Origin of the sequence: Pseudoalteromonas sp. S4492 (assembly GCF_005886115.1) — a bacterium.
GTDB lineage: Bacteria > Pseudomonadota > Gammaproteobacteria > Enterobacterales > Alteromonadaceae > Pseudoalteromonas > Pseudoalteromonas gelatinilytica.
This window is the reverse complement of record NZ_PNCP01000050.1, coordinates 1-19,006: the sequence shown is the minus strand read 5'-3', so window position 1 is coordinate 19,006 and position 19,006 is coordinate 1. Positions and strand designations below refer to the sequence as shown.

Sequence of the window (19,006 nt, the reverse complement as noted above, 5' to 3'; positions counted from 1 at the left end):
TTTATGAAGCACATACTATTTACAGTCATTTTGCTCACGCTTGGTGGATGTGCTTCTTGGCCTGATGAAGGGCAAGGAGGCTGGGCTGAAAAATATCAAAATTACCCGCTAACTGATGAGCAACACGAGATGATTTACGACACGCAAGAAACGGTCGTATTGAGTGAATTTCAACATCATGTTTTAAAGTTAGATCTATTAAAAGCACAAGGTATTAAGCAGTGTATGCCTGCCCAATTACTTAAAGCGCAAATTTACGAAAACCGTATTAGACGCCTTATAGCTGCGCAAATGTGGTCTGATGCTGAGCATGACTTATTGATTCATTATCATGGCTTAAATCAGCTTGCTAAGCACTTTGAGACCGTCAACGCAATGAGCCAATGTGCAGGAGGAACACAATCTGAGACAACCATGACGGCGTCGTTAAAAGATCAAATCAGCGAGCTTTTAAACAGTGATAATCAGTTTTCGCTAAACGATTTTCAGGTTACTCCGAAATACTTAACACGTTTAGCACAAGCGGCTGACTTAATTAAACAAGTTGATGAAGTGGACTTACTGCTTGTTGGTCATGCAGATATAAGTGGTCAGCAACAAAACAACTACGAGTTAGCACTTAAACGTGCAGAAACAGTGAAACACTGGCTTGGCATTTATGGGGTGAATCCAGCAACCATCACCACCTTAACGCAAGGTAGTTTAACGCCATACAGTGATGAACCTGACTCACGATCAAAACGCCATTCTGATAGACGTGTTGAAGCGATTATTATCGACATGAATGAAGAAAAAAGCACGAAACAAAGCCATGCATTATCCAGCTGGACCAAAATCCTAAATGGTCCTAAGGAGCAATAACATGAAACAGTTAATCTTACTTTGCTTACTGATTTTCGCCTTACCGACTTTCGCCGAAGAAATAGAAGTAGGTAATAAACTTTACTTATATTTACCAGGTGAAGCTGAATTTAGCGAACCGTTTGAAGTTGATAAAGAAGGCACAATTACCTTACCTGAGCTAGGTCGTTTTAAAGTAGCAGGCTTACAGCTTGATGATGTGCAAAGCCAACTACGCACAGCATTAAGTGAAATGTATGTGGCGATGGATGACTTTTACGTTGAAATTCACTCTCGTGATATTTTCATTAATGTAATGGGCTATGTGAACGATCCATCGCAAGTGAGCATCCCTAAAGATGGCAATATTCAAATGGTAATTGCGCGAGCAGGTGGATTAAAACCAGGCGCTCAGCTTGACCGTTTACAAATTCGCCGTGCCGGCGAGATGATTGAGTTTAACTATAAAGCCTACCTAGACTCAGGCAACATTGATTTGCTTCCTACACTTCAAAGTGCAGACACGGTATTTGTCCCTGTGTCGCCATTATTAGGAAACGTGCAAATCGACTTTGATGCACAAACGTTAAGTGCATCCGGTGACGCAAGTGATAACAGTGCTATCACATTGCTTGGCGAAGTACACAATCCGGGCAGCTTTTCATTTAAAGAAAACATGAGTGTACTTGATGCTCTGATGCGTGCCGAAGGGGTAACACGCTATGCAGATGTGACGAAAATTCGCGTTATTGTCGATAAGACACCGGTTGTATTTGATTTAAAAGCTTATTTAGATAAACCCAATAACGATACCATGCCACAGCTTAAAGCAGGCTCAACCATCTATGTGCCAATTATGGTTGATGATGTAAATACCACATCAAGAACTGTCTATATCATGGGTGAAGTACAAAAGCCTGGCGCTTATGAAGCAGCAGATAACACCAGCTTCTTAGACATACTTGCCAATGCAGGTGGGCCAACTCGCTTTGCCGAAACGCGTCAAATAAAAATCTTAACGCCAGCCGGCGAAAGCATCCTGTTTGACCTGCAAGGCTACAGTGAAGGGCTCATTGCTGTAAAAGTACCAAATCTAAATCCAGGCGATGTGATTTTTGTACCAGAAAAAACTGATCAAAATGAAAAAAGCTGGTTAAAAGTTCCTCCTAAGCGTGCCATTAAAATTATCGGCGCCATTTTATCGCCGGGTCGTTATGAGTGGAGCCCTGAAATGGACTTTACAGATTTACTGGCTCATGCCGGCGGTCCAACCAAAGGGGCAAACATCAATGACATTAAAATTGTTAGAAACGGCGAAATCACGAAACGTTTTGATTTAGAGCAATACACGATTAATGATTCAGGTAAATATGCTTTACCTAATTTATTGGCTGGCGACACCATTATTGTTGAAGAGTTACCGGTTGACCCTGCAGACAATAAATCACAATGGATCCGTCAAGAATCAAGCAAATCAATTTATATTATGGGGCAGGTGGGCTCACCAGGTCGCTATGCATTTAACACGAATATGCACTTTATCGACATTTTAGCCGCCGCTGATGGCCCTACAGATAACGCTGATTTACGTAATATTCGTATTACACATCGCAATGATAACACCGCAAGAGTTAGCAAGTTAAACCTTGCACTGTATTTTGAAACCGGTGATGAAACCTTATTCCCGCATGTGTTACCGGGCGATACCATCTACATTCCAGAAAAAGATAAAGACTGGCTACGTACACCGAAAGAGCAAGTAGTTCGTATTATGGGTGCGGTTGAAAAGCCAGGTCGTTACAGCTTTGATGACACCATGACAGTACTTGATGTACTTGCAGAAGCGGGCGGTCCATCGAGCTCAGCGCTTATCGACAAAATTGTGGTGGTCAATCACTCATGCTGTAAAGAGCAGTCCCGTGTGTTTGATTTAGAAGAGTTCGTAAAGAACCCTAACTCTGCGTATATCCCGGTGTTACGTGCTGGCGATACCCTTTATGTACCAGATAAAGGACAAGATTTAATGAGTCAGTTTAAATCAAACTTCTTAGATTTTATTACTGTCGTTGCTTTAGTGGTGGGCTTATGAAACTAATACCAGCGCAATACCAAGAACTTGAAGCCGTGTGTAACGAGATAGATAACACTAAAGCGCGTTGTATCTGCTTTATCTCATTAACGGGGAATGAAGGGTCTACATCGCTATGTGCCAGTGTAGCTAAACGTTTAAGTTTACAGGCGGCCAAAGTTTTAATCATCGATTTAAACCCGCTCAATCCGTTTAAATTTGAACAACCAGACACAGTTGAATCATGGTGCTTTAGTGATATCTCATGTCAGCTTAATATCATTAATACTGAGCAAGTTGATTTACTGACTATGCAACACTTAAGAGAGCTTGAATCAGTTAAAAGTAAAAATGTGCTGAATGACGCCATTGAACGGATAAAACAAGAGTACGACTATATTTTTTTAGATATGAGCCCGGCGTTAAAATGTAATCGCGGTAATGTACCACTGCATGCTTTAAGCCTATGTACGGATCTCACATTTTTAACGGTATCGCTTGGCTATAACGATGAAGAAGCCTTGTGTCATGGGATGGCGAATTTAGAACATGCTGGTGTAACTAAGATAAAAATAGTTGTTGCCCAGCATCAATTTGCACCTTTAGGTAGCCGTATCGTCAGAACTCTTAAAGCATTTCAGCCAAAATGGCCTAAACTGACAGAGTATCTATTAAACAAAGTTATTAAACAGCGTTGGTTATTTTTACCCTACTGAGACTCTGAATGGACTGCTTATATCAAAAGACTTTTAATTTAGATTGGCCTACGGTCAGCGAAATTCGCCATATTTTAAAGCATGTTTTAACGGCGATCAGTGTTAAAAATCAAGATATTGATGCAGCAGGGTTAGTCGCTACCGAATACCTCACTAATCTGTTACGCCATAGTGATGAAACGGCTAGGTTTGTGCAGTTTTCTATGCATAAACTTGCAGACAAACAACTATTGATTGAATTTAAAGACAGCATGCCAAGCTATGACTTATTTAATCAACAACCTAATCAGTGGCAAATAGATAGTGGCGAGTTAGTTGAAGGGGGCATGGGGGTGGCGCTTATAAAGCACTACTTTCCTAATGCCAGCTATAAAACTGTCGATCAGCAAAACATATTTTCATTTTGTTTAACCAATATAGATAAACGACCCACACTCATCTACATTGACGATGATAAAGCCCAGCTAGCCTTGCTTAATGCCTATTTGTCTGAACATTTTCAGGTGATTTGCTGTGAAGACAGTGAGTCAGGCTGGCAAGAAATTCTTACCTCTGGCGCTACTATTTTGCTGCTTGATCATAAACTCAAAAATGGTACCAGTGAGCCAATACTGAAAAAGCTAAATCAATCTAATCTTAAAACAAATTTATCTGTGGTGATGCTAACAGGTGATGACAGTGAAGAGCTAATAAAGCGCATAAACCTATTGGGGGTTGATGATTATTTAGTAAAACCAGTTAGCAAAACACGCTTACTGCAAAGCATTGAGCGCATTGTGCATCGTTTTTCAGCACTAAAGTATTTAATTAATGAAGAACGCATGCAAACCAAACAAAAAATAGGCGAGTTTAATGCGTATAATTTTGGCTCAATCATCAGTCAAAATGGCGGGGATTTTTGTATGTATCCCCACCAGCAGCAAACCCCCGTTATTATCGGCGATATGATGGGACACGGTATAACAGCCCTCAAAGAAAGTTTTGCTATAAAAGGATTTTTAAGTGGCTGTTTAGCGACACAAATTCCATTAACCGATGTTTTAAAGACACTGAATCTGGCACTTTATGAACAGCGGCTCTGTAAAAACAGCCTAGTAACATTATTAATTGGCTTTATCGAAAATAACACGCTTCATTGGTTTAACGCAGGTCACCCAGCCCCTTGCGTGATAACAACACAAGGAAAGCTGCTTCAACTTAGCGGAACTGATCCTTTGTTAGGCCTTTCTGACGACCATCAATACCAGCATTACCGCTATGACTTAAGTGATGTTGCGCAGATTTTATTATTTACCGATGGCTGGCTTGATAATCAGAAGATGAGTGAGGTTGACCAAATCATTGCTAAATTAACGCATGATAACTTACACAGTGAGGAGTTTGCCTATGCTCTTTGGCAAGCAAGCCAAGTAAAACTATCGGCTGAAATAGACGATGCCTCATTAATTGTGATCAATAAACACTAAAGTTTGAGTTTACAAACCCACTGAATACACACTAAGCTACTAGTAAGGATCTGTTAAATAATCACTTTATCTCAGCATAAAACGATAATAAAGGAAGTCAGTAATGCCACCTAAAATACTCATTGTTGAAGATACAGAATCGCTTGCGCTGATGTACCAATCATATTTGATCCCAACAGGGGTTGAAACTCGCATTGCCTACAATGGTGAGCAAGCTATGTGCGCACTAAACGAGTTTGAACCTGACTTAGTGATTTTAGATGTTATGCTGCCTGATATGAATGGGCTTGATATTTTATCGTCTTTAGACCCAGATACGGCACCACAAGTGATTGTTTTAACAGGGCATGCAACCAAAGAAATGGCCATTAAAGCGATTAAACTAGGTGCCAGTGACTTTTTAGAAAAACCGATCGAAGCAGATCGTTTTCGCATCACAGTAAACAACGCATTAAAGCTCAAAGATTTAAAACAAACAGTTAAAAGCTATCAAACAACCTACGAAAACGGTAAATATTACGACCTGATCGGCAGTTCATCCGAAATGCAATCTGTTTACCAAATCATAAAATCAGCATCGGCCAGTAAAGCCACTGTGTTTATTACTGGTGAAAGTGGAACGGGTAAAGAGCTGTGCGCCCGTGCGGTACATTTAGCGTCACCGCGCGCTAACAAACCGTTTGTAGCCCTTAACTGTGCAGCCATCCCAAAAGATTTAATCGAAAGTGAAATATTCGGCCACTTAAAAGGGGCGTTTACTGGTGCTATTGCTAATCGTGAAGGGGCTGCTGGCCAAGCTGATGGCGGGACTTTGTTTTTAGATGAACTATGTGAAATGGACATCAACTTACAAAGTAAGCTACTGCGCTTTATTCAAACTGGTTGTTACCAACAAGTGGGAAGCGAAAAAGAAGTCAAAGTAGATGTACGCTTTGTGTGTGCGACTAATCGAGACCCATTACTTGAAGTGCAAGAAGGGCGTTTCCGTGAAGACTTGTATTACCGTTTACATGTTATTCCAATTGCTTTACCGCCATTAAAACAACGTGGTAAAGATGTTATTGAAATAGCGGACGCATTATTCAAAAAAATAAGTAAAGAAGAAGGGCGTTCATATAAAGGCATGTCTGAAGGAGTAAGAAACTTATTTTTGAGTTATGGCTGGCCTGGTAATGTTCGCCAATTAGAAAACACGATTCGTAATATCCTTGTGTTACACGATGAAGCGTTTATTGAAGCAAATATGATCCCCGCATTGCCAAATGCACAAAGCCAAAGCCATGCGGCTACACCTATTACTGCGCCCAATCAGTCAGAAGCTGTTACGCAAAGTGTCACATCTTCGACCAATGAACTCGCTACGAGTGTGAACAATACATCCTATGTGTCTTCACAAGTTGGTTTTTCTCAAGCAGACATAGAACCACTTTGGATAGTCGAAAAGCGCTACATCGAACAAGCAATTGACGCCTGTGATAACAATATACCTAAAGCAGCTGCTTTATTAGATGTGAGCCCTTCCACGATTTATCGTAAAATCAAAAGTTGGGAAGAGATGCAAGTAAGCTAGTGTTATAAACGCGATCTAGCTGTTTAAATTGTTGTTCACCTGAAAAGCGTTGCTGAATTAATTTTTGTGCATTGTTAAGCATGTATTGTTTTTGCTCAGTGCTCAGCATTTCAACGTTTTTAAGCTGTTTTTGGAGTGCCTGAGCCGAGCTTTCGCCCATCATTAATCCATTAGATAAATGATTGATAATATGCGGCAATTGCCCAACCGCTGCAGCAATCACTAACACCCCATGCGACATTGCTTCTAATGCCACCATTGGAAGTCCTTCTGCGCGAGAGCAGATCACCAATACATCGAGTTGTTGCCATATTTGTTGTTGTTCACATTGACCATGATAATTGACCGCTGATAAATCAAGTTCATTCACCATAGGCCCATCGCCAAACATATGAAAGTTCAAGTTTGTTGATGCAGAATGTTTAGCCGCTTCAATGAAAATATCAGGCCCTTTTTCATGAGATAAACGACCCACAAAGCCAATATTAATCTCCTGTTTGCTACGTAGTATTCTTAGTTTTGTAGGTTTTTTCACTGAGATGAAGTTTTCAAGTAACTCCGCATTGTAGAGCTCTTTGGTCAACGAGTTCGACACGGCAAAGTTTAAAGAAAAGTAGCTCAGAAGCTTATCAAGCTTATTGTAAAAATACACTTTGCCGACACCTGCTTCACCTGCGTGATAGGTAGAAATACAAGGGCGGTTTTGCCAGCGACACACCAACTTCCCCATGATACTTGCCTTGTACCCATGGGTGTGTAGTAACGCTGAACGAGGAAACATTTTTAGTATTTCGTTCAAGCTTTTTAAATTTCCGCCAGCAAAACCGTAAGTGATATTCGCTTTTTCTAAGCGATGATAAAACTCACGATTATTATGATCTTGATAAAATAGTACCGAGCTCATAATATTATATCGTTCTAATAGCTTACTCATAGCAATCAAATGGCTTTCGATGCCACCAATTAAGCTTGAATCTACAAATAAAATAACACTATATTTCATATTCACTCCAAGGTGAGACCATGATAGATACAGCGACCTATGCTCAATTACAACAGGATGTTGGTGACGACCTAGCAAAACAGCTTTTACAGGTTTATATCACTGAGTCCCGCCAAATCGTTGCTGATCTTGCTGATGCAACGAAACAATCAGAAATCGAAATAAATGCCCATAGCCTAAAAAGCAGTAGTCGCAGCTACGGTGCATTAGCCGTAGGCGGCCTTGCTGAGCAAATCGAGCAAAAAGCGAAAACATCACAATACGATGATGAATTACAAAGCCTTATTGCATTACTGCAAGACCAATTTGCGCAAACCCTAACCCATGCGCAAAGCTTGATCGGAACTCACTAGTCGCTCAGTTTCTAAAATTAATGGCATTTTTAAAATTTCAGCAAATACATTACTTAATTGCTCAATGTCGTGCTGTTGATTGGGTGATTTAACAACATCATTAAAATGAGAGACTATTTCACTCAATGCATCCAGTGAAATACTTAAATCACAAAAGCTGTATCCGAGCATGCCTTCTAGCCAATCAACCGGTTTCATATCGAGCGATTTAATCACGCTGGCTTCTTTAGCAATATTTTCAATAAACACGCGACACGCCGATGTTTCTTGCACCGCTTTAGCAATGTCTTCAACTAACATGGCTGGCATCACACTGGTTATTAAGCTACCTGGACCAATTATCAGCATGTCTGCATTATGAATTGCTTGAACCACCCCTGGGGCCGCATTGACATCTTGCGAGAGGGTGACATAGTCAGGCAGTGCATCTAGTGAATCAATTTCACATTCACCAAAAACTTTTACACCCGATGGCATTACCGCTAATAAATCAGCTGGTTCATCAGACATAGGAAGTATTGTTTCTGAGTTACCTAGCATGGCATTAAACCAAGCAACTGCTTGAGTTGCAGAGTTGGTTTGTTGGGTCAGACTTAATAAGGCAAGGTTGCCAAGGCTGTGGCCATCGAGCTCACCACCTTCAAAACGATGGTGAAATACTTGATGAACCAAAGAATCGTCATCGGCTAGTTGCAAACAACAACGCCTAATATCACCTAGTGCAACCACATCTTGGCTTTCGCGCAATTTACCCGTACTGCCCCCGTTGTCTGTCGTGGCTACAATCGCTGTTAATTCTGCGCAGTGAGGTCTGATTGCGCTTAACATATGGGATAAACCATGCCCGCCGCCTATGCATACTATTTTCATGACTGATACCTCATTGAACTCTATTACTGACTAAAAAGCATAGCGCGTACCAAGTCTTTGAATTTATATAACACAATGAAATTTAATAATTTAATTTCAATAATTAATGGCTAAACTGAAATCTGTTTTCTATATTTGCATTATGCGATGCAATATTAATTAGGAATGGCAATGGCACAGTTCAACTTAGAACAATTACAACTTGAGCTAAGGCAGTTTCACGGCATCAATGATAGCCGGGCACTGAAAGCGCAACTTGAAAAAGTGCTGTTACCGTATTTTTCATTTAAAGAATTTTGTTTGATTAATATTGAAGAGTTAAAAATGACACTTGAGATGCGCACGCTTAAGTATCTTGAGTTTGACGAAGGGTTATTAAAAACCAAGTTACAGCATGCATCTTCACCTTGGCTGTTTTCTGAAGATAACATGCTTTTTTGTAATAATACTGAACTGCATAATGCCTTGATTTTTAGAATTGAAATTTCTGATCACACAACCCAGTGCATGGTGTTTTTTGATATCACAGAGCAAGCGAAATTTAGTGATAAATCAGAAACAGGCATCATGATCTTGCTGCAACAAGTGGCTTTACAACTCTCAAATCAAACGCGGCTTAATCGCCAAAAGTTTCATTCTACGTCATTGTTAACACGCCTTGGTGAGCTGTCTGAGTTGTTTAGAGATTTTGCCAGTGAATGGTTTTGGCGTACCAACAAAGAAGAGCAGTTTATTAATGTATTAACCACCGCCAGCCACAGTAATTTGTATAAACGCCATTTTTTACATAAAAACTTCGATGCTATCATCACCGAGCAAGAGCAAAAGCAATTAAAAAAGTGGTCTCACTTTAAACATTTACTTGCTGAGCAAGCTGAGTTTCTAGACTTTGAATTTGAAGTAAATTGTTCACCAACTGCATGGGTGTCGTTCAGTGGCAAGCCACAATTTGATGCAAATGGTAATTTTCGTGGCTATTTAGGTATAGCCAAAGATATCACCGTCAATAAAGACCGTGAGCAGGCACTGCAATTAGCCAAAGAAAAAGCCGAAGAAGCAAACCTTGCAAAGTCACAGTTTTTAACGGTGATGTCTCATGAAATAAGAACGCCGATGAATGCGATAGTCGGCATGCTCGAACTATTAGCAGACTCGGAACTTAACGATAAACAAACGCGCTGGCTAGATTATGCAAACTCCAGCTCTGACTTATTACTGGATTTGATCAGTGATGTGTTGGATTTTTCGAAAATTGAAAGTGGCTCGATGGAACTTGATGTTAAAGCAACAGATATAAATGCGCTCGTTAAAAACATCACCGCTCAATTTCAAGAAACAACACAGGGCTCTAAAGTGATGTTTTCAACTGAAATAAAAGATGGCTTGCCAAATAAAATAAACATTGATGGCGTTCGGGTTGGGCAAATCCTATTTAATATTTTAGATAACGCCTTTAAATTTACCAAAGTAGGCACGGTCAATTTCAGAGCTGATTTTAATGATACCCATTTATTATTTGAAGTCGCTGATACTGGGCAGGGGATATCACAATCTCAAATAGAGACCATTTATGATGCTTTTAAACAGCATGATTATGGTGTTAATCGACAAGTAGAGGGAATTGGCCTTGGGCTTAGCATTACCAAAAGTCTTGTCGATTTAATGAAAGGCGAAATAAGAGTGGCAAGTGCTATCAATATTGGCACTAAATTTACCATTTATATTCCATATTCTGTTGTTGCCGATGATCAGCAAGCCATTGAGCATGAGCAATCACTTGAACCCATGTCTATTCTTGTCACCGAAGATAACAAAACTAACCAAGTATTAATTAAAGCATTTTTAGAAAAGCTCAATCACCATGTCACCCTTGCAGATAATGGCCAACAAGCCATAGATAAAGTACAGCAACAAAACTTTGATTTAGTTCTGATGGATATGATGATGCCGGTGATGGACGGCATTACCGCAACCAAATACATTCGCAATGAGTTGCAAATGAGTCTGCCAATTGTGGCCTTAACAGCGAATGCCTCACATCAAGATAAAGCGACTTGCCTCGACGCAGGTATGAACAAAGTACTGACAAAACCCATTCGCTTTCATGATTTAAATCGTGCATTACGTATTTTGTTTAGCCAATAAAAAAGCCCCCAAATGGGGCTTTTAAATAAGTAACTCTGCTTTACAACACCATTGCTGCAATCCAGCCTGCAATAAGTAGTGGAATATTAAAATGGATGAAAGTAGGTACCACAGAATCCCAAATATGATCGTGTTGACCATCAGCATTTAGGCCAGATGTTGGGCCTAGTGTTGAGTCAGAGGCAGGGGAGCCTGCATCACCTAACGCACCCGCAGTACCAACCAGTGCAGCTGTGGCCATTACTGAAAAGTTAAGCTCCATACAAAGTGGTACAAACAAGGTGGCTATAATTGGCACTGTCGAAAACGAGCTACCAATGCCCATGGTGATCAATAGCCCAACGAGTAAAATTAACGCAGCGGCGAGGGGCTTGTTTCCCTCAATCAACCCTGCGGCAGAGCTAACTAATGAAGCGACATCTCCTGTTGCTTTCATCACTGAAGCAAAGCCTTGCGCCGAAATCATAATAAAGCCAATCATCGCCATCATTGCGATGCCTTTACTAAATACATCGCCATTTTGCTCAAGTTTTACAACGCCAAATAAAGTAAATATAGCCACCCCAACAAGACCACCAAGGATCATAGAGCCACTAATATTTTGTGCGACTAAAGAGCAAAGCACAGCAGTAATACCCACTGCGAGTACTTTCTTTGGTTGTTCAATGACAACGTCTTGTTGCTGCTCTGTCAGGCTATGCGGCTCGTAACTACGACGCTTTCTATAACTGATAAAAACAGCAACCAATAGACCAAACACCATGCCTAAAGCAGGAATGATCATCGCCATTGGTACCTGTGTGTTTACTATCTCTAATCCATTTTCAGTGAGGTTTTTATGTAAGATTGAGTACAAGTAAATGCCACCAAAACCATAAGGTAGCACCATATATGAGGTGGCTAAGCCAAAGGTTAAGATACACGCAATGGCACGTCTATCTAGACGTAACCTATTAAACACCACAAGAAGTGGCGGAATAAGAATAGGGATAAACGCAATATGTACGGGTATCAAATTTTGTGACGAAATCGCACACAGTAAAATGATACTTAATATGAAATAACTTAAGGTTGTTTCGCCTTTGTGACTATTATCGTTAACTTGTTTAAGCAATTTAGACGCTAATATACGCGTTAAGCCCGACTTAGAAATAGCCACCGCAAACGCACCTAACATCGCATAGCTCAGTGCTATTTCTGCACCGCCCGATAAGCCATCATTAAATGCATTAACGGTTTGTGATAAACCAAGGCCTGCGGTTAAACCCGCAACAATCGCGCTCACGGTCATCGCCACAATGACATTAATACGACAAAGTGTCAGGATCAGCATCAACATAACGCCGACAATTACTGCATTCATATTGTTCTCTATTTGGCTGTTTTGAGAGAGTTTAACAGAACTCGCACCTGGTTTTTGCGATTTTGAGTATATGATTGCTGTTGATAACGTACTTCGATGATTATTTGCTCAAATTCATTTAAATAAACTGCCGCCGTAGGTTTTTGCTCTTTAATTAAAGCAATATTTTGCAGCGGTGTGTTGGTATCTAGAGGTTCAATGCCTTGCTTTTTAGCCCAAAGGTAAAGCTTAGCGATGTCATCTACCAGTGGCTCTCTACTTCGAACTGGGCGTTTGTTATAAAAGAAATAGCCAGTAAAGCTCAGTAACAAGGTACCTAACACTATTAATGGCGTTAGCCATGCTGACTTATTACCAAACAGTGAATCAAATAAACTCTGCTGAGATGCTTGGTCAAACGTAAGCACCCAGTTAGTCCATTTATAATCGAGCTCTTCAAGGTGAATTCGAAGCCAGTTTATTGCTTTAAAATGACTCCAACGTTTTAAACCAAAATTAAGATTGTCGTTAAAGCTTTCATTTAAATCACCCAGTTGCGATAGCGAACCATTTAAACGCTCAGGGGCAACAACAGCGGTAGCATCAAATATGTGCCACTTTTCATCGAAGAACACTTCAACCCATGCATGGGCATCGTATTGATAGATATTGAGCGTAGCGGCTTTAGTTTGTTCACCGCCTAAATAACCCGACACAACACGGGCAGGGTAACCAGCAACACGAAACATAAATGCAGCGGTGCTGGCATAGTGGCCGCAAAAGCCACGTTTGGTATCAAATACAAACTGGTCTAGCGTATTATCACCATACATTGGCGTAGGTGTTAATGTGTAAGCAAACTGCTGTTGATTAAAATAATTAAGTAGTGCGTTAAAATAACCTTGCGCACTTTCATGCTCAGCAGCCAGCTGGTTTGCCAATGCCGTTGTTTGTGGATTGGTTGCTTTAGGTAAGCGTGTGTAAATGCGTTCTTCAAAGTCAGTAAGGCTCAGAGTAGCCTCACTACTGGTTACTGCGTATTTAATGTTTTTGTTTAAGTTGCCTTTACGTTTTAACAAACCATTGTAGGTATTAAACACATCTGAATTAGCACTTTGTGCAAAGCCAAGCCCAAATAACCAGTTTGACGATGAAGGCTCTGCAATAACCTGATAATCAATACGATTATTATGGGTAATAGCGCGGCGAATTGGGTTAAATTGTTGCGATTTTAAAATGTCCGATATTAACCATTCACTGCCATTAAACTCATCATGAATAAGGCTGCGCCAGTAATAGGGTGCTTGTAGGGCTTGTCCTGACTGTTGTTCTACCCGAAAAACCAAGTCATCAGATTCCGCTAATTTCGCAATCGAAAAGGGGTTAACTTGCTCTGATAAACCGGTTTTAGCTAGCTTTGGGCCTGGTAGCTGCCAAAATGCGGGTAACTTGGGTAAAAATAAAATCAAAAAAGCGGCAATGGGTAGGGCTAATAATATGGTTTTAAAACTTTGTTTGTTAGCGGCCTTAAAGCTTTGCGGGCTAGTTAAGTAGCCAAGTACTGCAAAGTTAACAACATAAAGTACACTCACCACCAAGGTTTCGAACAACCCTTGATGGAACAAATACACGGTTGAAAGGTTAAAAAACACCAGTAAACACACAGTTTGATACTGTTTAACCGTTTTCGCTTGTAACAATTTAAAGCTGCTAGCAAGTAGCATCATCGAGACAAATAATTTGACTGTATCGCTCACACCAACCAAAACAAATAAGGCAACTAAGCAAACTGCTGCCAAAATATTCGCTATCAGTCCATTTAGTTTTTTATAAAACTTACCTAAAAACAGGTTTAAAAAACTAAGGCCAGCCAATATGGCTAAAAATGGGGTCGCTACTTCAGTAAACAAAAATCCACTAATAACAATAAACAGCAGTGATAAAACGGTATTTATAAGCGGTGTATTCATAATTAAAACTCCGCTAATGCTTGAAGGCAGGCTTTTTGATGGTTGATCCCTTGGCCTTTCGCAATGTGTTTATTGGGTAAGGTTAACGAAAACGCCATTTGTTGGTCGGTTAATTGGTTCACCAAAAAACATAACTGGCTTAATCTATGCTCATTATTGCCACTCAACATATTGAAATTAAGTGCTAATTCCTGTGATGCGTCACTGGTAAATTCTTTCGTTAATAGCTGCTGAGTTTTAGCGTAGTGTTTCCACGATACCTTATTAAGCGCTGTACCTTGCACAAAAGGAGTAAGCTGATAAAAGTCATCATTACCGGCTTTAACTTGTGCGTTATCGCCGTCGTGTTCGTCATTGTCATGGAGCTGAGTATCAAGCTTATCAGTGGCGATAGGCTGAGGGTAAACATAAACCGTTTCGGTTGGTTCTATGTAACTCCACACCGACACTAAACCAAATGGAAAGTGACTAATGATTTTGATTCTATCAAAGCCATATGCACCACGTTCACTGCATTTGAGCGCTATTTCAACGGTCTTTTTCTCTTTACTTTGCAGTGACACAGTTTCAGATTCAAGATTGTCATTAACCAGTTTTATAAGTTCATAGTTTGATTGTGCGTGAATTTGAAAACGTGCAACGGGGGAATTGGGCGCATAACTTTCATTTACTGATAGGTATTTAACCGACAAACCTCGCACATTTTTATAGCCAGTGAGTATCGCAAATACCAAAACCACCACCATTAAATACGCCATCGCTAAAATCAGGTTGTTTTGATAGTTAATCCCCATCACAAAGTTAAGCAAGGCAATTAGTAAAAACTGCCCACCGAGTTTTGAAGGTAATACATAAATGGTTTTATGTTGGAGTTCAATTTCGTTAGTTTTATGCTTGTTTTTTAATAACTTATTAAAAACGGATCGACGAAATTGATTAACAAAAGCAGGGCGCTTAAACATGTTCTATAAGCTTACAGGCACATGTTTAAGTGCATAGCCACTGTCACCAGCGTTTAAACCAAGCCTGTGATCAGTCACGCTTGGGAAAACCGCTTGTACATCTTCAGGCATTACAAAATCACGGCCTTCAATATACGCCCATGACTTTGCAGCGCGGGCAAGCGCAATGCTGGCTCTTGGAGATAGTGGGTTTACAAAGTGGTTATCTTGGCGAGTAAACGCAACTAGCTCAAGGATATAATCAACCACCGAGTTGCTGATCGTTACTTTGTTAATTTCTTTTTGAATAACAGAAAGTTGCTCAGGATTAATACGAACAGGCAAGTCGTCATAATTTCGGTTGTTTAGGCCTAAAATGAGGTTTTTCTCAGCGTGTTTATCAGGAAAGCCTAAACTAATACGCATGAAAAAGCGGTCTAATTGTGACTCAGGTAACGGATAAGTACCAGATTGATGCACAGGATTTTGCGTAGCAATTACAAAAAATGGTGATGGTAGGGCGTGTTTAACCGAATCGACCGTCACTTGTTTTTCTTCCATTGCTTCTAACAGTGCACTTTGTGTTTTAGGACCGGCACGATTAATTTCATCACCTAAAACAACTTGACTGAATACAGGACCTTGATGAAATGAAAAACTATGTTCTTTAGCATCAAAGATATTAGTACCAAGAATGTCAGAAGGTAATAAATCGCTAGTAAATTGAATACGTTGATATGACAAGCCAAGAACTGCGGCAAGTGCATGAGATAAAGTGGTTTTTCCCATGCCTGGTAAATCTTCAATTAACAGGTGACCTTCGCTAAATAAGCACGCTAAGGCAAGTTTGATTTGTTGTTGCTTACCAAAAATAACCGTTGATAGGTCATCGATAATGAGTTGGATTGTCGAATTCATAAACTACTTAATTTGTTATGGTTTCCATCAATTCTAGACGTTTCATAACTGAGTCGACTTTTTTTGCGTTGAATGGTTTAGCGATAAAACCTTTGGCACCTAATTCCCAGGTGTTTTGCACATTCTCAAGACTATTATGGCCAGAGCACATAACAACGTGCGTATGAGGATGGTGGTCATTTAAGTATTCAAGAATTTCCGTACCGTCAGTGTTAGGTAGTTCAATATCAAGAAAGATTACATTAGGTGACTTTTCTTCAATAACCGTTTTAGCTGATTCAAAATCTCGACTTTCTAAAATATCGTCAAAACCAAGACCAGTTAAAATTTGATTTAGATAATCGCGGATATCTTGCATATCATCGATTATCAAAATAGGTTCTAACGGCTTCACAAATTCCATATCGTTTACATCTTATCGTTACATCTCAAGTTGATAGTTTTAATATAAGTCATGAGATAACTAAGCTCAAGAAACATACACTAATAAAATGAATAATATGATAAAACATCAACTTAATGTCCGATACCGTCTAGTATTGGACTTAGCATATACATAGAATAAGTATTGCTATGCATAGATACACTACTTCCTATAATTTATATTAAATATAAAAATTAATTTAAAATTTACCATTTAAATTCAGGTGGTTAAAGGTATATAGCTATGTCATTTTGGCATAGCTTTTCTATTTATAAAGGCTTTTCTATAAAAAGAAAGGGAACTCTCTGAGTTTGAAAAAAGAAATGAATAAGCTTTTGAAGAAACGGCAAAATTAAAATTGTGAACATCATCAATAGTTAAAGTTGATTTAAAAAAATCATACTTTGCTGTGTCGTTAACCATAAATGCGTAATTAGGTGAAATAGGGAAATATAAATCCAATTTTTTAGGGGGTATTTTTAAGGAAGTGGATTTAGCGTACATATTAGTAAAGGGTTGATCACTTGTTAAAAAAGGTAAAGCTGTTTTATTTTCTATTAAGAAAAAAGGTTTATCTGCGATAAAGATGTTATATCCCAAGGAAGTCCCAAGAACCATACTCATAAACCACCAATGCTTATCAAGAACAGTAATTAGTGAATTAACCATATCTTCATCGACGTTGAGACTTAAATAATTTTGTAGTGGTTCACTTTTTATCGCATTCAAGGATTTTTCTTTAAATGCTTTAGTTCTTGCACACTGATGGCCCAAAAATGAGTAAAAGGTTATTAGATTTTGACTATCATTTAGTATTGAAATATCACCCTTCGATAGATATTCAAGTATTTCAATTGTATTTTTTTCAAATTGGCTATGAAAGTCCTCTAAAACATTATGCTCATATATAGTAGTAAGACTATGTTGTTCTTCTGGATTGGAAGAATCAAGATGCTTAGCTAATTTCAATTTACTTCTAATGTCATCTAAAATATCTAACACATATTCTCGTATAAAAGGTATAAAGGGCCTTAAGTACAGCTTAATTAATTTATATTCCTCATCTGTCATATAACTAATTTTGTAAAAATCAATTTCTCTGGCTAACCCTTTAACGCTATCTGATGAAGTATTACCTTTAGAATTTATATAGGAAACTTTTTTTTCTTGCTGCCAATTTTTAAGGTAATGAGACCATACAAAGTGGTGTTTTCTTTTGATCTGCATTTCTTTTTTCATAAAATACTCCCTGATAAGTAGCAGGGAGTAAAAAATTAGCTCCCAGTTTTCTCCGATATATCACCAATAATATCTAATAGCTGGTTTTGTAGATCAAATAAATATTTGTCATGGTTAGATGTTTGCTTTTTAAGGTTTTGATACATCTGTTCAGATTTCTTTGCTGACCATTTATAGCGATGTACCAGTTGAACATCCGATGGTTTAACCTTTCCCCAAGGGGTAAGTAATAGATTATCCTCCCTTGAAATACTACATTCTGACCACGGGCCAGTAAGCGGCAAGTAACCTCGATACATAATTTCAAGTAGTTTTTCTATCGGCTTTGTTGCTTTATTAGCCTTTAGATAACGCCTTACTTGTCGTTCACTTACTCCGAGTTCTTTAGCTCCTTTTGCGTAGTCATAACCGAATAGCGTAACGAACTGCAATTTAAAGTTGCCCATTGTGATTTACTCCTTTATTAAAAATCACAATGCACACTTGGTATCGGTGTAAGTGGTTTCGCTCCCCCCCTATTAGTATATGGGGGGAGGGTGTTTCCCTCGGCTGCTGTGCCGTCCTTAACTCAGCTTGGTTTATCAGAAGGCAATCAACTTTTATTGAAAACAGACTAGGGCAGTGAGTGCGATTGGCTATTTCACTGAATTGATACCCGACCCTAATAAACCGTATTGAAAATGGAAACGCTTTCGCGATGAAATGTGAATTTTCTGGAATGTATGACATGGCTACGCCATCCTCCAAGAACTGGAGATACAAAGGTGAGTGGTACGTAATAATTTTGTTCATTATTACGTACCGATACGAATATTACGTAAAAAATTACGTACCACTAAACGGCCTTTTTCATACGGCCTGTTCGGACATTTCTTGCCATAAAAGGTATATGGTCTGGGTTATCAATCAGAAACTCTATCATCTGTTTAATTTCAACTTCTGATTCGTCAGGTATCCAAAGGGTTACTTTCTTTAATCCTTTAGCTTTTTGTTTCTGCTCGTATTTTTGGTTTCTAGTCATAGTGTCACCAGTGACATACTGTATGGTTGATTGTTTTCTATCCCAAGCCGCTACGCTCAGGCTTCGCTTGGCGGCTTGGTCTATCAATTAAAATAGGGTATTTAGATCTATTGAATCCTC

At 39.2% G+C, this 19,006-nt stretch carries 17 protein-coding genes; 7 read left to right on the top strand and 10 right to left on the bottom strand.

Translation table 11 applies throughout. The features are described 5' to 3' along the window. Positions 1-3: 3 nt before the first annotated feature. The 5 genes from CWC28_RS16665 to CWC28_RS16645 all read left to right on the top strand — a co-directional run bounded on the left by CWC28_RS16665 (position 4) and on the right by CWC28_RS16645 (position 6,660). A complete protein-coding gene (locus tag CWC28_RS16665) occupies positions 4-861 on the top strand; it encodes an OmpA family protein (protein ID WP_063705285.1) in 858 nt (285 codons plus the stop codon). A gap of 1 nt (position 862) precedes the next feature. Next, the gene (locus CWC28_RS16660) at positions 863-2,929 is read left to right on the top strand and encodes an SLBB domain-containing protein (protein WP_063705283.1); all 2,067 of its coding nucleotides are present in this window, start codon (positions 863-865) and stop codon (positions 2,927-2,929) included. Continuing rightward, positions 2,926-3,624, top strand: a complete 699-nt coding sequence (locus tag CWC28_RS16655; protein WP_063705281.1) for an AAA family ATPase — start codon at positions 2,926-2,928, stop codon at positions 3,622-3,624. Before CWC28_RS16660 ends, CWC28_RS16655 begins: the two co-directional genes overlap by 4 nt. Positions 3,625-3,632: 8 nt before the next feature. After that, on the top strand, positions 3,633-5,090 hold the full coding sequence (locus CWC28_RS16650; RefSeq protein ID WP_063705279.1) for a SpoIIE family protein phosphatase: 1,458 nt from the start codon (positions 3,633-3,635) through the stop codon (positions 5,088-5,090). A 103-nt stretch (positions 5,091-5,193) separates the two neighbouring features. Next, positions 5,194-6,660 (top strand): sigma-54-dependent transcriptional regulator, encoded by a 1,467-nt coding sequence (locus CWC28_RS16645; protein WP_138625446.1) that lies wholly within the window; start codon positions 5,194-5,196, stop codon positions 6,658-6,660. On the opposite strand, the gene CWC28_RS16640 is transcribed toward CWC28_RS16645, so the two are convergent. Next, entirely contained in the window at positions 6,629-7,663 is a 1,035-nt protein-coding gene (locus CWC28_RS16640; RefSeq protein WP_063705275.1) for a glycosyltransferase family 4 protein, read from the bottom strand. The two genes, CWC28_RS16645 and CWC28_RS16640, sit on opposite strands and share 32 nt — an antisense overlap. Positions 7,664-7,683: 20 nt before the next feature. Here CWC28_RS16640 and CWC28_RS16635 point away from each other — a divergent pair, with 20 nt between their 5' ends. Continuing rightward, positions 7,684-8,016, top strand: a complete 333-nt coding sequence (locus CWC28_RS16635; protein ID WP_063705273.1) for an Hpt domain-containing protein — start codon at positions 7,684-7,686, stop codon at positions 8,014-8,016. Here the strand turns inward: CWC28_RS16635 and CWC28_RS16630 are convergent. Then, positions 7,981-8,886: a gluconeogenesis factor YvcK family protein gene (locus CWC28_RS16630; RefSeq protein WP_063705271.1), complete on the bottom strand. Its 906-nt coding sequence runs from the start codon at positions 8,884-8,886 to the stop codon at positions 7,981-7,983. The two genes, CWC28_RS16635 and CWC28_RS16630, sit on opposite strands and share 36 nt — an antisense overlap. A gap of 171 nt (positions 8,887-9,057) precedes the next feature. Here CWC28_RS16630 and CWC28_RS16625 point away from each other — a divergent pair, with 171 nt between their 5' ends. After that, complete coding sequence (locus tag CWC28_RS16625; RefSeq protein WP_171038315.1) at positions 9,058-11,031, top strand: response regulator; 1,974 nt, start codon at positions 9,058-9,060, stop codon at positions 11,029-11,031. A gap of 40 nt (positions 11,032-11,071) precedes the next feature. Here the strand turns inward: CWC28_RS16625 and CWC28_RS16620 are convergent, their stop codons facing one another. From CWC28_RS16620 to CWC28_RS16585, 8 genes are all read right to left on the bottom strand, one after another. Continuing rightward, a complete protein-coding gene (locus CWC28_RS16620) occupies positions 11,072-12,394 on the bottom strand; it encodes a Na+/H+ antiporter family protein (protein WP_138625444.1) in 1,323 nt (440 codons plus the stop codon). An 8-nt stretch (positions 12,395-12,402) separates the two neighbouring features. After that, a complete protein-coding gene (locus CWC28_RS16615) occupies positions 12,403-14,343 on the bottom strand; it encodes a transglutaminase TgpA family protein (protein WP_138625443.1) in 1,941 nt (646 codons plus the stop codon). 2 nt (positions 14,344-14,345) lie between these two features. Beyond that, entirely contained in the window at positions 14,346-15,305 is a 960-nt protein-coding gene (locus tag CWC28_RS16610; RefSeq protein ID WP_138625442.1) for a DUF58 domain-containing protein, read from the bottom strand. A 3-nt stretch (positions 15,306-15,308) separates the two neighbouring features. After that, entirely contained in the window at positions 15,309-16,202 is an 894-nt protein-coding gene (locus CWC28_RS16605) for an AAA family ATPase (RefSeq protein ID WP_138625441.1), read from the bottom strand. A 7-nt stretch (positions 16,203-16,209) separates the two neighbouring features. Next, positions 16,210-16,605: a response regulator gene (locus CWC28_RS16600; RefSeq protein ID WP_063705259.1), complete on the bottom strand. Its 396-nt coding sequence runs from the start codon at positions 16,603-16,605 to the stop codon at positions 16,210-16,212. 267 nt (positions 16,606-16,872) lie between these two features. Further along, positions 16,873-17,865 carry a DUF4238 domain-containing protein gene (locus CWC28_RS16595; protein ID WP_138625440.1) on the bottom strand — a complete coding sequence of 331 codons (993 nt, stop codon included), beginning with the start codon at positions 17,863-17,865 and terminating at the stop codon, positions 16,873-16,875. 35 nt (positions 17,866-17,900) lie between these two features. Next, positions 17,901-18,311, bottom strand: a complete 411-nt coding sequence (locus tag CWC28_RS16590) for a hypothetical protein (protein ID WP_138625439.1) — start codon at positions 18,309-18,311, stop codon at positions 17,901-17,903. 389 nt (positions 18,312-18,700) lie between these two features. Continuing rightward, positions 18,701-18,886 carry a hypothetical protein gene (locus tag CWC28_RS16585; protein WP_138625438.1) on the bottom strand — a complete coding sequence of 62 codons (186 nt, stop codon included), beginning with the start codon at positions 18,884-18,886 and terminating at the stop codon, positions 18,701-18,703. Positions 18,887-19,006: the final 120 nt, after the last annotated feature.